At 52.4% G+C, this 12,248-nt stretch carries 11 protein-coding genes; 2 read left to right on the forward strand and 9 right to left on the reverse strand.

Annotated elements, in window-relative coordinates:
* Window positions 1-7: 7 nt before the first annotated feature.
* The 8 genes from mshL to R3196_RS07640 all read right to left on the reverse strand — a co-directional run bounded on the left by mshL (window position 8) and on the right by R3196_RS07640 (window position 8,355).
* Window positions 8-1,642 carry a pilus (MSHA type) biogenesis protein MshL gene (mshL, locus tag R3196_RS07605; protein WP_318936173.1) on the reverse strand — a complete coding sequence of 545 codons (1,635 nt, stop codon included), beginning with the start codon at window positions 1,640-1,642 and terminating at the stop codon, window positions 8-10.
* Complete coding sequence (locus tag R3196_RS07610) at window positions 1,639-1,986, reverse strand: hypothetical protein (protein ID WP_318936174.1); 348 nt, start codon at window positions 1,984-1,986, stop codon at window positions 1,639-1,641. The genes mshL and R3196_RS07610 overlap by 4 nt, the downstream gene beginning before the upstream one ends.
* The gene (locus R3196_RS07615) at window positions 1,973-2,617 is read right to left on the reverse strand and encodes a hypothetical protein (protein ID WP_318936175.1); all 645 of its coding nucleotides are present in this window, start codon (window positions 2,615-2,617) and stop codon (window positions 1,973-1,975) included. Before R3196_RS07615 ends, R3196_RS07610 begins: the two co-directional genes overlap by 14 nt.
* Window positions 2,614-3,228, reverse strand: coding sequence for a PilN domain-containing protein (locus R3196_RS07620; protein ID WP_318936176.1), 615 nt, complete (start codon window positions 3,226-3,228; stop codon window positions 2,614-2,616). Before R3196_RS07620 ends, R3196_RS07615 begins: the two co-directional genes overlap by 4 nt.
* Window positions 3,225-4,157: a hypothetical protein gene (locus R3196_RS07625; RefSeq protein ID WP_318936177.1), complete on the reverse strand. Its 933-nt coding sequence runs from the start codon at window positions 4,155-4,157 to the stop codon at window positions 3,225-3,227. The genes R3196_RS07620 and R3196_RS07625 overlap by 4 nt, the downstream gene beginning before the upstream one ends.
* A 117-nt stretch (window positions 4,158-4,274) precedes the next feature.
* Window positions 4,275-5,321 carry a dihydroorotase gene (gene pyrC, locus R3196_RS07630; RefSeq protein ID WP_318936178.1) on the reverse strand — a complete coding sequence of 349 codons (1,047 nt, stop codon included), beginning with the start codon at window positions 5,319-5,321 and terminating at the stop codon, window positions 4,275-4,277.
* A gap of 43 nt (window positions 5,322-5,364) precedes the next feature.
* Window positions 5,365-7,689 (reverse strand): diguanylate cyclase, encoded by a 2,325-nt coding sequence (locus tag R3196_RS07635; protein WP_318936179.1) that lies wholly within the window; start codon window positions 7,687-7,689, stop codon window positions 5,365-5,367.
* A gap of 84 nt (window positions 7,690-7,773) precedes the next feature.
* The gene (locus tag R3196_RS07640) at window positions 7,774-8,355 is read right to left on the reverse strand and encodes a thymidine kinase (RefSeq protein ID WP_318936180.1); all 582 of its coding nucleotides are present in this window, start codon (window positions 8,353-8,355) and stop codon (window positions 7,774-7,776) included.
* 116 nt (window positions 8,356-8,471) lie between these two features.
* Between R3196_RS07640 and R3196_RS07645 the strand changes: the two genes are divergently transcribed.
* Together R3196_RS07645 and R3196_RS07650 are read left to right on the forward strand one after the other, a co-directional pair.
* On the forward strand, window positions 8,472-9,704 hold the full coding sequence (locus R3196_RS07645; protein WP_318936181.1) for an adenosine deaminase family protein: 1,233 nt from the start codon (window positions 8,472-8,474) through the stop codon (window positions 9,702-9,704).
* A 68-nt stretch (window positions 9,705-9,772) separates the two neighbouring features.
* The gene (locus R3196_RS07650) at window positions 9,773-11,677 is read left to right on the forward strand and encodes a S9 family peptidase (protein ID WP_318936182.1); all 1,905 of its coding nucleotides are present in this window, start codon (window positions 9,773-9,775) and stop codon (window positions 11,675-11,677) included.
* 67 nt (window positions 11,678-11,744) lie between these two features.
* On the opposite strand, the gene ssb is transcribed toward R3196_RS07650, so the two are convergent.
* Window positions 11,745-12,248 (reverse strand): single-stranded DNA-binding protein (gene ssb / locus R3196_RS07655; RefSeq protein WP_318936183.1); only part of this gene is annotated, 504 nt, incomplete at its 5' end.

A 12,248-nucleotide genomic window follows, 5' to 3' on the forward strand; every position in this document is an offset into this window, starting at 1 on the left:
GCGGACCCTAGTTCCCATACCAACGCTTCAGCAGTTCACTGGAGCGTTCGAGTTCGTCTTGCCAGGTATCGGCACCCACCACTACAGGTCGAATCAAAATAACCAGTTCTTTTTTCTGTTCCGTACGCCGGGTATTTTTAAATAAATTACCCACGACCGGAATATCACCAAGCAAGGGCGCTTTTGATTCACGCTCGCTATAACTGCTTTGCATCAAACCGCCAAGTACAACAATTTCACCATTCCGCGCGCGCACGATGGTATCGCTTTCACGAATATTACTCTGCGCCAGCGGTAGTACGAACGAATCGTCGTTAAGGCGAATGACTTTTTCCTGTTCGCTGGTTTCTACCACCGACGGATGGACATGCAAAATCACCGTACCATCGGCGCTAATTTGCGGCGTAATATCGAGAGAAATACCTGAGAAAAACGGCGTAAGCTGAATATTCGGAGTGGTGGTGGTGGCCGTACCTGTAACAGTAGTAGTCGATACATCGGTCACAAAATACTGGTCTTCGCCGATTTTTATGACCGCTTTCTGGTTGTTCGATGCACTCACCCGAGGGTTCGATAGCACCTGTACATTACCCTGAGTCTGCAGCAGGTTCAGCACGCCACTAAAATCACCCACATTCAACGTCATACCGAAGACGCCCGCGCTGCCTGAAACGCCAGACCCGTTAAAGCTGATGGCGCCGGTACTGTTCCCCAGGCTAAACAAATCACTCCAGTTAATGCCCTGCTGGTAGTCGTCGTTAAGCGCCACTTCGACAATACGGGCTTCGAGTATGACCTGTCGCTGCAGTCGGGTTTCAGCGCTCTTCAGAAACTCACGGGCGGCGCGCAATTCGTCCGGGAATGCGGTAATGGTTACCAGACCCGCTTGCGGGGAGACTGCCACACGGCGACCATTGCCATCCCCTACTACGCCTTCAATCATACCCTTGAGATCGCTCCATAAGTCAGTCTCTGACTCGCTGCTGATTGACGATCCGTTAGTTTGCAAGCCTTGCTGAGAGCCGGTCCGACGCGATACGCCGCCTTCGCCGCCAAGGATGCGGTTGTTGGTGTTCGGATTAACGCCACCGGCATTATTCAGATTATTATTGCGATCATTGTCTTTAACGCCGCCGGAACTTACGCTGGTCTGCGATAATCCTATCCGCCGTAATGCCAGATAGTCCAGGGTAAAAGTCTCAGTGCGCAAGCCAGCCGGGTAGACCCGGATCATGCGATTTTCACGGCGGATTTCATAGCCGTAGATTTCACTGACCACATCCAGAGTCTCGGTCAGTGTTACATCCTTAAGGCTCACGGTTATAGTACCGCTAACGTCGGGGTGAATAACAATATTGTAAGGCGAATCACTGGCCAGACCGGCGAAGAACTCGCTCGCGGCTACCTGATTCGCTGATAAAGAAAAGCGGGGCTCGGCCAGTAACTGCGAGCTTGCTGCCCTGAGAGCTTTATCCTCTCCACGCAAGCTGTCACGAACGGAGTCGGGCAAAGGCGGCCGTACAATCGCTTTGACGGGCCGTTGGTTTTTCAGCGCTGCTTGCGCATCGTCGGGCTGTTGTGCCGGCTGATATGCACAGCCAACCAAACCGCCGATAATCAAAAGCACAGTGCTGACTCTCATCGTGCTCCTTTTCCTTTTGACTCAGATACGAACCTGACGTTGGCAAACATGGCCAAGGTCAACTGCTCGTTAGTTCTGATATTTAACAAGGTCACGTGATCCATTCCAATCGACTGAATTTTATAATTATTATATGTATCGCCTTCTATGAGGCGTTCGCCGTTAATCCGGGCTACGCGGTGATCTTCAGTCCACTGAATAGACTCTAACCGCAAAGTAGCCTTGGTGGCTACCTTTGTTCCCTGTTGTTTTATCCGCGGCGGCTCAGTTGGGTCGCTCAATTGCTGAGCGACTGCCGGCTCCATCAGTAATAATGCCAGTAACGCCCCTTTAACTGGCCACATAGCCGCGCTCCAGACTCAGGGTATAAATTTCCAGCATCACTTCTGCTTGTGGATGCTCGGTTACACGATAATCCAGGCGCTGCCAGTAAAAAGACCAGGGTAAATCCTCCAGCGTCGAAAAGTAGCGCTGTACGTCAAAATAGCTGCCGGTTACGACCAGTTGCAGACGGTGCTTAAATATACCCGTATCTTCGTCCGCTGGGTCGCGATAAACCTGCTCCGCCGGAAGCGCCTGTGCTGACTTCACTTTAACGCCTGCCGCACTGGTGAGCAATGCTTTCAACAACGCTTTATTTTCTGATGCACTGATATAATGGGTTTCGCTGGCGAGTTGTTGATCAACCTGCTCAAGCCGCCGGTTCAGTTGCTCGAGGCGCCGCTTCAAGGACGCCTTAGGATCACCTTGCAATCTTTGTTCCAGTGCCGCGAGCTCCTGCCGCAATGCATTTTGCTGGGTCAGCTGCGAGCGCTCTGTTTGCGCAAACTGCTGATAACTTTCATTGAGCGGCAACAGCACCAGCCAGACACCGATATACAGGATCATCACCGCTGCCAGTATGACCCAGAACCGCCGGCGGGTGGCGGGCAACTCAAGAAATTTCTCCTGCCATCGTTGCCAACGCTGCTTCATGGCTGACCTCCCGCCGCTGGTGCCTCGCGATAACCCGCGCTACCGACAGTGAACTCCAGTGCTCCTGCGGCTTCGTCACGCAGTTCAAATACGGCAAACTGCCGCCCCCGTAGGGTGTCATAAGCAGCAAAACTGGCCAGCCAGCTGGGCAACGCTCCTGCTTCCAGGGTGCGGCCCTGCAGCGTAAGCTGGCCGTTATCAATAATAATACGCTGCAACCAGAGCTCCTCGTTATCGACCCTGGCAACATCCCGCATCAGGCTGGCGAAACTGGACTCGGTTAATGAGATCAGTTGCAGCATTTGCTGCAGCAATCGCTGCTGTTGTGCGACCTGCTGTTCCAGCCGGCTAATTTTGTTTTCCAGAGCAGGATCCTTTAACGCTACCGCTAACTGCTGCGTGCGATTTTCCAACTGTTGCTGCAGCTCGTTCATCTGACGACTGGCCTGCCGGGCTTGCGCTTCTTGCTGAGCGACCAGATAGTTGCCTGATAATGCCAAAACCACGAGCAGCAGGATCAATCCACCGCATACGGCAGCCAATAAATTCAGGGTCAGGCGCTCACGGCTCGGCTGTAATTCAGCAAGATAGAGGTTCGCCAGCCGTTTCATTCAGGCTCCCCCCATAACTCATAACCAACCAGGGCCCCACCGAATGCCGGGAAGTCGGTATAATCGCCAGCAGCAAGCTCACGGGTCCATTCCGGATATTTTGCCCATCGGATATCGATGCCGAGGTCCTCTGTCAATTGCTCGGTCACCAGCGTTTGATGCTTGCTACTTATCGCCAGTACAATTTCTTTGATCGGGCGCTGTCGAAGTTGCCGCTCAAAATAATCAATCGATCGCTGTATTTCGACGCTCAGAGGTTGCAGGGCGCCCATTTTTATCTCATCAAGGCTAACCTGGTTGAGTTTTTCCAGTGATGCCACGGAACGATTGACCTGCAGCGCGCCATCGCGATACACCTGCAAAAGCGCTGGCTCTTGCTGCGACTGACAAACCACCACTGCCGGGTTCTCCTGATCCTGAAAGAGTCGCTCTACTGCTTGCTCCTCGGCCACCACTGCCAGCACATTATCACTGGCATTGTGCAGTGTTTTCATAATAGGTTCGAGCAGATTTCGATCAGCCACTACTGCATTTATTTTATTCTGGCCTGGCAGCTGAATCGGCGACTCATAGTAATCTGCGATAATATCGGCCGGTGGCAGAGAAACTAAATCGCGCAGGCTATAGCGTAAGCCGGCAGCAATCTCTTCGTCGGGGAGTTTCGGTCGTTTAAGGGCCACACTTTGATACAGGGAAGGTCCCAGCACCAGCACAATGGAAGGGTCGCCGCGGGTATATCGGGAATATTTGGTAAGGAGTTCATCGACGACTTCAGCAAACTGACGATCGTCTTTTTCTGCGGCATCAGAAACGATGAGTTCGAGGGCCTGGGTCCGAGCCTGAGCGACGACTATACTGACTGACTCATTGCTAAGCGCAAACGCCAGTACGATATCGCTCGTTTTCCGACCCTGTAACCACTTTAACAAAGCGCTATTCCCTACTGTAGCTATAGTTTTTATTATCTTAACAGTATGCCTATTAATGCATTTTGAAGCCAGCGTTCAGGTGTTTTTTTGCACTGTTATCTTGCTAGTCAGATTATATCATTTTTGTTGCGAAATCTGCCAGTTCAACATCTCTCCTGCCCAATAGGGTACTATAGGACCAACGGCGGTTTCAATAACCGCCGGCACCTGCCATGGCTTGCGTTCCAGCGTTACCGCACCGGTTGCACGGGGAAAGCCGTAAAAGTCAGCACCAAAGCCGCTGGCAAACTCGGTCAATTTATCTAATGCGTCCATCTGCTCAAAAAATTCGGCATAGAGTGATAAGGCAGCGGGGGCAGAATAACAGCCAGCACATCCACAGGCAGCTTCTTTGCGATGCTGCGCGTGCGGAGCCGAATCGGTGCCGAGGAAAAATTTCGGGTTGCCTGATACGGCAATTTCGCGAAGTGCCTGCTGATGCTCGCGACGCTTGAGAATAGGCAGGCAATAGTTATGTGGCCGGATACCGCCAACCAGCATGTCATTGCGATTCATCAGCAAATGCTGTGGGGTAATCGTGGCCGCCACGTTATCGCCGGCCGCGCAAACAAATTCAACCGCATCTTTGGTGGTTATATGTTCCAGCACCAGTTTTAATTCTGTGTGACGTTTCAACAGGGGCCGTAAGTGCCGATCGATAAAGATTTTCTCACGATCAAAAATGTCAATGTCGGACGTCGTCACTTCACCATGTACGAGCAGCGGCACCCCTTCTGCAGCCATCGCGGCAAAGAGCTCGTCCAGTGCGTCAATATCGGTCACACCGGCCGCTGAATTGGTGGTCGCACCGGACGGATAGAGCTTAAAACCGATAATTTCATCGTTCCCGGCAGCCGCTTTTACCGTTTCGGTGGTCGTCTGTTGCGTCAGATAAAGCGCCATTAACGGACGAAACGAAGATCCTTCCGGCCGCTGTGCCAGAATACGTTCCCGATAAGCCATTGCCTGCTCAACAGTCGTTACCGGTGGCACCAGGTTGGGCATGATCACGGCCCGGCCAAATACCTCAGCTGAAGCCGGCACGGTCGTAGCCAGCAGCTCGGCATCACGAAGGTGTAGGTGCCAGTCATCAGGTGTCGGTAAAGTAAGCTGCGTCGATGTCATTGCGTCCCTCTGTCGTTTACTGCTTTAGTCGTTAATATTTCGATTATACCTTCTTTGCCCGCACAGAGCGATTGCGGCCGTTGTCTTTTGCTTCATACAGGGCACTGTCGGCTCTTGCTATCCAGCGATCAATATCGTTGTCTTCTGCCTTGAGTTCAGCGACGCCGGCACTCACCGTTAGTTCAATCTTCTTACCTTCCCATTCAATAGGATTATCTGCAATCGCCATTCGCACCCGTTCAGTTGCCTGCAGAGCTTCCTCTTCCCCGGTGTACGGGAATAAGATGGCAAACTCTTCGCCGCCCATACGCCCCAGCATATCCGGTTCGCGCAACTTGCTCTTGGCAATAGCAGCAAATTCCCGCAGCACCTGATCACCGGCGGCATGACCATGGGTGTCATTGACCCGTTTGAACAAATCCAAATCAAGCACTGCCACACTCATCGCCACGTCATATCGCTGCTTTTCATCAAAGCGCTGTTTACAAACATCCAGGAAGACACGACGGTTTGCCACGCCGGTCAGCTCGTCAACGGTGGCCAGCTTACGCAGCTCTTCTACAGCTGCCTGCCGTTCTTCATCAACGCGACGCATGTGCATCAGGGTACCCAGGGTATTTAGTATGGGTTCTAACAGACCCAGTAAGGCTGTTTCATACTCATCGTGACGATTACCAAGCACCAGGCAACCAATGACTTTGCGCCGGAAATAAATCGGCAAAAAGAAGGCGTTTGTTAATGGAGGCATAACCGGCGGCATGAAATGGGCCGTCTCACGACTAATCTTGCTGTTACAGACTTCTGGCTTACCCGTTTGCAGCATTTTTTCGATTGCCGTGCCGGTTAGCTCAACTTCCAGATATTGCTCAACCAGTCGCTGCCGGTTCGCATCGAGCGCGGCATTGTCGCTATGACGAAGGCCCTGCACCGAAAACATATTGCTGCCGCCAGCCACCGACTCCAGCTCACCAATAAAACCGGCTGAACTATCGGTCAGACTCATAAGTGCCGGCAAGGCAATATCACAGACATCACTGAAATTTTTAACCAACAAAAACTGGTGCTGAACCTCGCTGACCAGCTCGAGTACTTCATCCTGCTGCCGCCGCCGTTCTTCATTGTGCACTTCAGCCGTAATATCCCGGTGAATACCGACCATGCGTTCCGCCCGGCCGTCCTGACCACGTGCGATAACCCGACCAACACTATGCATCCAGATATACTGGCCATCGGCACACTGCAGCCTGAATTTTGCTTCGAGGCGCTCTCTGGCGCCTTTCAGATGGGCCTTTAATTTTTCAGTAACTTCCGGTTTGTCCTCAGGGTGGATCAGGTCCTGCCAATCACTGGAAACGCCATCGTCCTGATCATATCCGAGCAGTTTAAGCCAGGTACGGCTGACCCTGATAGCATTAGACTTGAAGTTCCAATCCCAGGTGGACAGCTCGCCCGCGGTCAGCGCCAAATCAAAGCTTTGGTTCGCTTCGCGCAGTTCGAGTTCCAACTCTTTACCTTTTGTGTCGTCGAGTAAATAACCGCGAATGCGCAGCATATTGCCGGCGGGGTCCGTATCCAGCCGGGCAAAGTGATGGACCCACCGTACTTCCTGATTGGGGGTCAGCACCCGGTAGTCCATTTCCAGATAATCGTCCTCTCCGTCTATCAGCTTTTGCATGCGATCGAGGAGCTCTTCGCGATCATCAGTATGGACAATGGACTCATAATGTATGGCGGGGTCAAGCAGATAGTCAGGCTTATAACCCAGAATACGCTCTGAATTTTCAGCCACATAGATCAGGTGAACCTCGGGATGGATTTGCCAGACCACAGTTGCTACCGGCCCCTTCGCCAGTACCTCTCGTTCCGCCTGCCAGCTTTCCCGTTCGTGGCGCGCCAGAATCTCAGTAGTCACCCATTTCGCCAGCATCTCGAGCCAGCGTAACTGTTCATCACGAAAGGTTCGGCTGCTGCTATCTATCAGGCATAGGGTGCCTAAATGGAATTCATTGATGGTTAGGGGAGCTCCGGCATAAAAACGTATACCGTCTGGAGCCACGACATAGGGATTATCGGAAAAGCGGGGATCCTTGCTGGCGTTTTCGACAACGGTGGTTTTACCGCTCGCCACAACGTGTGCGCAAAACGACACATCACGCGGTGTTTCTTTTTCAGAAAATCCGGCTTTCGCCTTAAACCACTGACGGTCTTCATCAACCAGCGTAATAAGCGCAGCGTCCACCCCAAAAAGCTCGCGGGCAAACGCAACGATCTCGTCAAGGGTCTGCGCAGGCTCAGTGTCAAGAATTTCCAGCTCGTGCAGCTGGGCAAGCCGTTCTTGCTCGTTAGCTGGAATCGGTGCTGGCTTCATTACAACTCCCCGAGGGTAGCATGACTAATGTAATAGTAGCAGATATCTGAAAAAACCGTTTAACTCAGTTAGTTAATATGGTTATCAGAGCCGTCCCAGCCGCTCCTTCCAGTGTTTGCGGCAGCAGGACACATAATCGTCGTCGCCGCCTATAGCAATCTGACTACCCGCAGTAATCGCCTCGCCTTTTTCGTCAATGCGCAAGTTCATGATGGCTTTGCGGCCACAGTGACAAATGGTTTTCATTTCGGCGATTTTATCGGCGACTGCCAACAGCACCCCACTGCCAGGAAAAGACTTGCCGAACGCATCGCTGCGTATACCATAACACATCACCGGAATATCTGCCCGATCGACAACATCTGTTAGCTGCCAGACCTGTGCCTCCGAGAGGAACTGGGCTTCATCGATCAACACACAATCAATCTTTCGTTGCTGATGGCGGGCTTCAATCAGTGCCGCAAGGTCGGTGGTATTCGAAAACGCCAGCGCCTGCCGGTCAATGCCCAGCCGTGAAGCAATTTTGCCCTGCCCGGCACGGTCGTCGATTGCCGGGGTTAGTAGCAGTACGTGTTGTTCCCGCTCTTCGTAGTTATGCGCTACCTGCAATAACGCGGTACTTTTGCCGGCATTCATCGCCGAATACGTAAAATAGAGAGAGGCCATATAAGTGATCGTCTGGGTGTTGTTATTCGTTATAGTTCTGAGATTTATACTGAGTTTACGCGGTGAATGCAAAGCTGAATTTTGTTATAGTCAGTTCAATAAATAAAGGAGAAGCCATGCCTGCCCCAACTTATTCCCGTGAATTTCTGCAAGCCATGCCGAAAGCCGATTTGCACCTGCACCTTGATGGCAGCCTTCGGCCCAGCGGTCTTATTGAAATGGCTAAACGCTCTGACGTTAAGCTGCCCTCCTACACCGTTGACGGCCTGTATGACCAGGTTTTTAAAGAGTCGTACAGCAACCTGGGTGAATACCTGAATGGCTTTCAGTACACCTGTGCCGTGCTAAGGGATATGGAAAATCTGGAGCAGGCCGCTTACGAGCTGGCGGTCGATAATCAGGCTGAGGGCGTGACTTATATCGAGGTTCGCTTCGCTCCACAGTTGCTGATGGACCTTGCCCGTGGCATCGATTTTGACCGGGTGATGCATACCACTAATAACGGCCTGAAACGCGCCAAAGAGGAATATAACCAGAGTGACGCGGTGCGCAACGGTGATAAACCCCCGTTTGATTACGGTATCATTAACTGTGCGATGCGGATGTTTGGCAAAAAAGGTTTTTCTCCTTACTACAGCGACCTGTTCCGCATGCTCAGTCATTTTGAGCCAAAGCAAGTTATTAAAACCGCAGCCATGGAACTGGTTCGCGCCAGCGTGCGGTTACGCGATGAAGAAGGTTTGCCAATTGTCGGCCTGGATATTGCCGGTCAGGAGATGGGCTACCCGGCTCATGAGTTTAAGGAAGTCTATGAATATGCCCATCAGAATTTCCTGCTAAAAACCGTGCATGCAGGCGAAGCCTATGGCGCTGAGAGTATTTTTGAGGCGCTTACGCAATGCTACGCCGACCGGTTGGGCCACGGCTACTCACTGTTTTCGCCGGAAATGATTCAGGACGACAGCATTAAAGACCGCAGTGCCTATGTAAGCCAGTTGGCATCTTTTATCGGCGACCGCCGCATTGCTATAGAAGTTTGTATAACCAGCAACCTGCAAACTAACCCCGCAATCGGCTCAGTAGAAAATCATAATTTCAGGCACATGTATGACAATCGCCTGGCTACTGTGATCTGCACTGATAACCGGTTGGTATCACGCACTACGGTCACCGACGAATATCTGCTGGCACTAAGCGTCGCTGAAGTGCCGCTCAAGCGGCTCAAAGATATGGTCGCCTATGGCTTTAAGAAGAATTTCTTCCCTGGTGATTACGTGTCGAAACGCGCCTACGCTAAACAAGTACTGGAATATTTCGACAAGGTCGCAGCGCAGCATAAGCTGGTATAGCTTATTTTTTAACTTGAGCTACACTCATTCTGGGTTGCATCAGCAACCATACTCTGAAGGGTGAACTCATGAAAAAAATAACAACATGGCTGATCGCCAGTGCCATGGCACTGGTGATCGCTGGCTGCAGTAAGGCTCCTGAAGTTACCGGGCAAAGCACTCCGGATATTCCAAAGTACAACGCCACCACATTTTTTGATACCACTTCGATTGGCGGCTCATCCGTCAGTCACGATGGCCAGGCGGTGCTCGTTACCAGCGATGCCACCGGGGTATTTAACGTCTACCGCTACCCGGTAGATGGCAGCCCACAAACCCAGTTAACGAATTCGACCACCAATGCCATCCGCGGCGTGAGCTGGTTTCCGGCGGATGATCGCTTCCTGTACACCTCAGATGAGGGCGGGAACGAACTGGATCATCTTTATGTAATGGAAATCGACGGCAGAGTTCGTGATTTGACTCCCGGCGAAAACCTGAAGGCCTATTTTTCCGGCTGGCACGACGATGATAAGCATTTCTTTGTCGCCACCAATGAACGCGATCCTCAGGCCTTCGATTTATATCGGTACAGCACCGAAGACTATAGCCGCGAGTTGCTATTTGAAAACACCGCCGGCTGGAGTCTGAGCAGCATCAGCGGGGACGGTCGCTGGCTGGCAATGACCAAGGTTCACAGTAACGCTGATAACGATATCTGGCTGGCCGATCTGAGCAGCGCCGATGCTGAACTGATGCATGTGACCCCGCATACGGGCAACGTCAGTCATAACGTGTATACCTTTTCGCCGGATAACACCCGGCTGATATACGGTACCGATGCCTACGGTGAGTTTGTGCAGGCCTGGTCGTACGACATCAGCAGTGGTGAAGCCAGCGAAGAATACATCTCAGACTGGGATGTCGCTTTTCTTTATTACTCGCCGGAGGGCCGCTATCAGGTTACCGGTGTTAATGCCGATGCACAGACCAAGCTCCATATTATCGACCAGACTAATGATGAGATCGTTCAGCTGCCGCCCCTGCCACCAGCAAATGTCAGCGGTGTGAACTTTTCTGATGACGAAAGTCTGATGGTATTTTATCTGAGCTCCGATACCGCGCCGGCTAACCTGTATTCCTGGGCTATAGGCAGCGATGACGGGCTCAAACTATCGGATACCCTGAGCGATGCGATCGACCCAGCGCACCTGGTCTCCAGTACCGTTGAGCGCTATCCGAGCTTTGACGAACTGCTGATACCCGGCCTGCTGTTTCAGCCGCATACGGCCAACGCGACGAACAAAGTGCCGGCAGTCATCTATATCCACGGCGGCCCGGGTGGCCAGACCCGCAAAGGCTACAACCCAATGGTGCAACATCTGGTCAACCATGGTTATGCCATGTTCGGTGTCAATAATCGCGGTTCCTCAGGCTATGGCAAAACCTTCTTCCATCTGGACGATAAGCGCCACGGCGAAGATGACCTGCAGGACATCGTGTATGCGAAGAAATACCTGCAATCACTTGACTGGGTTGATGGCGATCGAATCGCGGTAATGGGCGGCAGCTACGGCGGCTATCTGACTATGGCGGCGATGGCCTTTACCAACGAGTTTGATGCCGGCATTAATATCTTCGGCGTGACCAACTGGGTACGCACTCTTGAAAGTATTCCACCCTGGTGGGCAGCTCAACGTCAGGCGCTTTATGATGAGCTCGGCGACCCGGCCACCGAACGTGAGCGACTGGAACGCATTTCACCGTTATTCTATGCGCATCAGATCCAGCAACCCGTGCTGGTCGTGCAAGGCGCTAACGACCCGCGGGTGCTGCAGATCGAAAGTGACGAAATGGTTGCCGCTATCGAAGCGAATGACGTACCCGTTGAATATGTTCTCTTTGAAGACGAAGGGCACGGGTTTCGCAAGAAAGCGAACCGTATTGTGGCACAGGAAGCTTACCTGGAATTCCTGAATACCCATTTGAAGTAATCATTGACTGAAAAAACAAAGCCCGATGTTCTTGCGAGCATCGGGCTTTTTCTGTTGGTATCCGCATTCAGAAGGGGATATCGTCGTCAAAATCCTGATCCGGTACGAACGGCTCTGGCTGCTGTGCCGGTGGAGCCTGCCGTTGACCGCCGCCTGATTGACTGCGTGCCGCCTGCTGGCCACCGCCCTGGCTACCCTGGTTGCCCTGTGCTCCTTGTGACGGACTACCCTGATAGCCGCCGCCCTGACCGCCAGATCCCGGACGACCGTCAAGCATCTGCAGGTCATTAATAACGATCTCAGTGGTATAACGCTCTACACCATCCTGCCCTTGCCACTTGCGGGTTTGCAGACGGCCTTCAATATAGACCTTGGAGCCCTTTTTCAGGTACTCACCGGCAATTTCGGCCAGCCGGCGATAGGCCACGCAGCGATGCCATTCGGTCTGCTCACGTGGTTCGCCGGTTTGTTTATCTTTCCAGGTTTCGCTGGTGGCAATCGACAAATTGGCTATCGCTGTGCTGTTCTGGGTATAGCGTACTTCCGGGTCGGCTCCCAGGTTGCCGATAAG

It is taken from the genome of Pseudidiomarina sp., assembly GCF_033722695.1.
Lineage (GTDB): Bacteria > Pseudomonadota > Gammaproteobacteria > Enterobacterales > Alteromonadaceae > Pseudidiomarina.

Excerpts from the sequence above, each read along its gene's own strand:
- mshL (WP_318936173.1), bottom strand. The coding sequence starts at position 1,642 with ATGAGAGTCAGCACTGTGCTTTTGATTATCGGCGGTTTGGTTGGCTGT.
- R3196_RS07610 (WP_318936174.1), bottom strand. The coding sequence starts at position 1,986 with ATGTGGCCAGTTAAAGGGGCGTTACTGGCATTATTACTGATGGAGCCG.
- R3196_RS07615 (WP_318936175.1), bottom strand. The coding sequence starts at position 2,617 with ATGAAGCAGCGTTGGCAACGATGGCAGGAGAAATTTCTTGAGTTGCCC.
- R3196_RS07620 (WP_318936176.1), bottom strand. The coding sequence starts at position 3,228 with ATGAAACGGCTGGCGAACCTCTATCTTGCTGAATTACAGCCGAGCCGT.
- pyrC (WP_318936178.1), bottom strand. The coding sequence starts at position 5,321 with ATGACATCGACGCAGCTTACTTTACCGACACCTGATGACTGGCACCTA.
- R3196_RS07635 (WP_318936179.1), bottom strand. The coding sequence starts at position 7,689 with ATGAAGCCAGCACCGATTCCAGCTAACGAGCAAGAACGGCTTGCCCAG.
- R3196_RS07640 (WP_318936180.1), bottom strand. The coding sequence starts at position 8,355 with ATGGCCTCTCTCTATTTTACGTATTCGGCGATGAATGCCGGCAAAAGT.
- R3196_RS07645 (WP_318936181.1), top strand. The coding sequence starts at position 8,472 with ATGCCTGCCCCAACTTATTCCCGTGAATTTCTGCAAGCCATGCCGAAA.
- R3196_RS07650 (WP_318936182.1), top strand. The coding sequence starts at position 9,773 with ATGAAAAAAATAACAACATGGCTGATCGCCAGTGCCATGGCACTGGTG.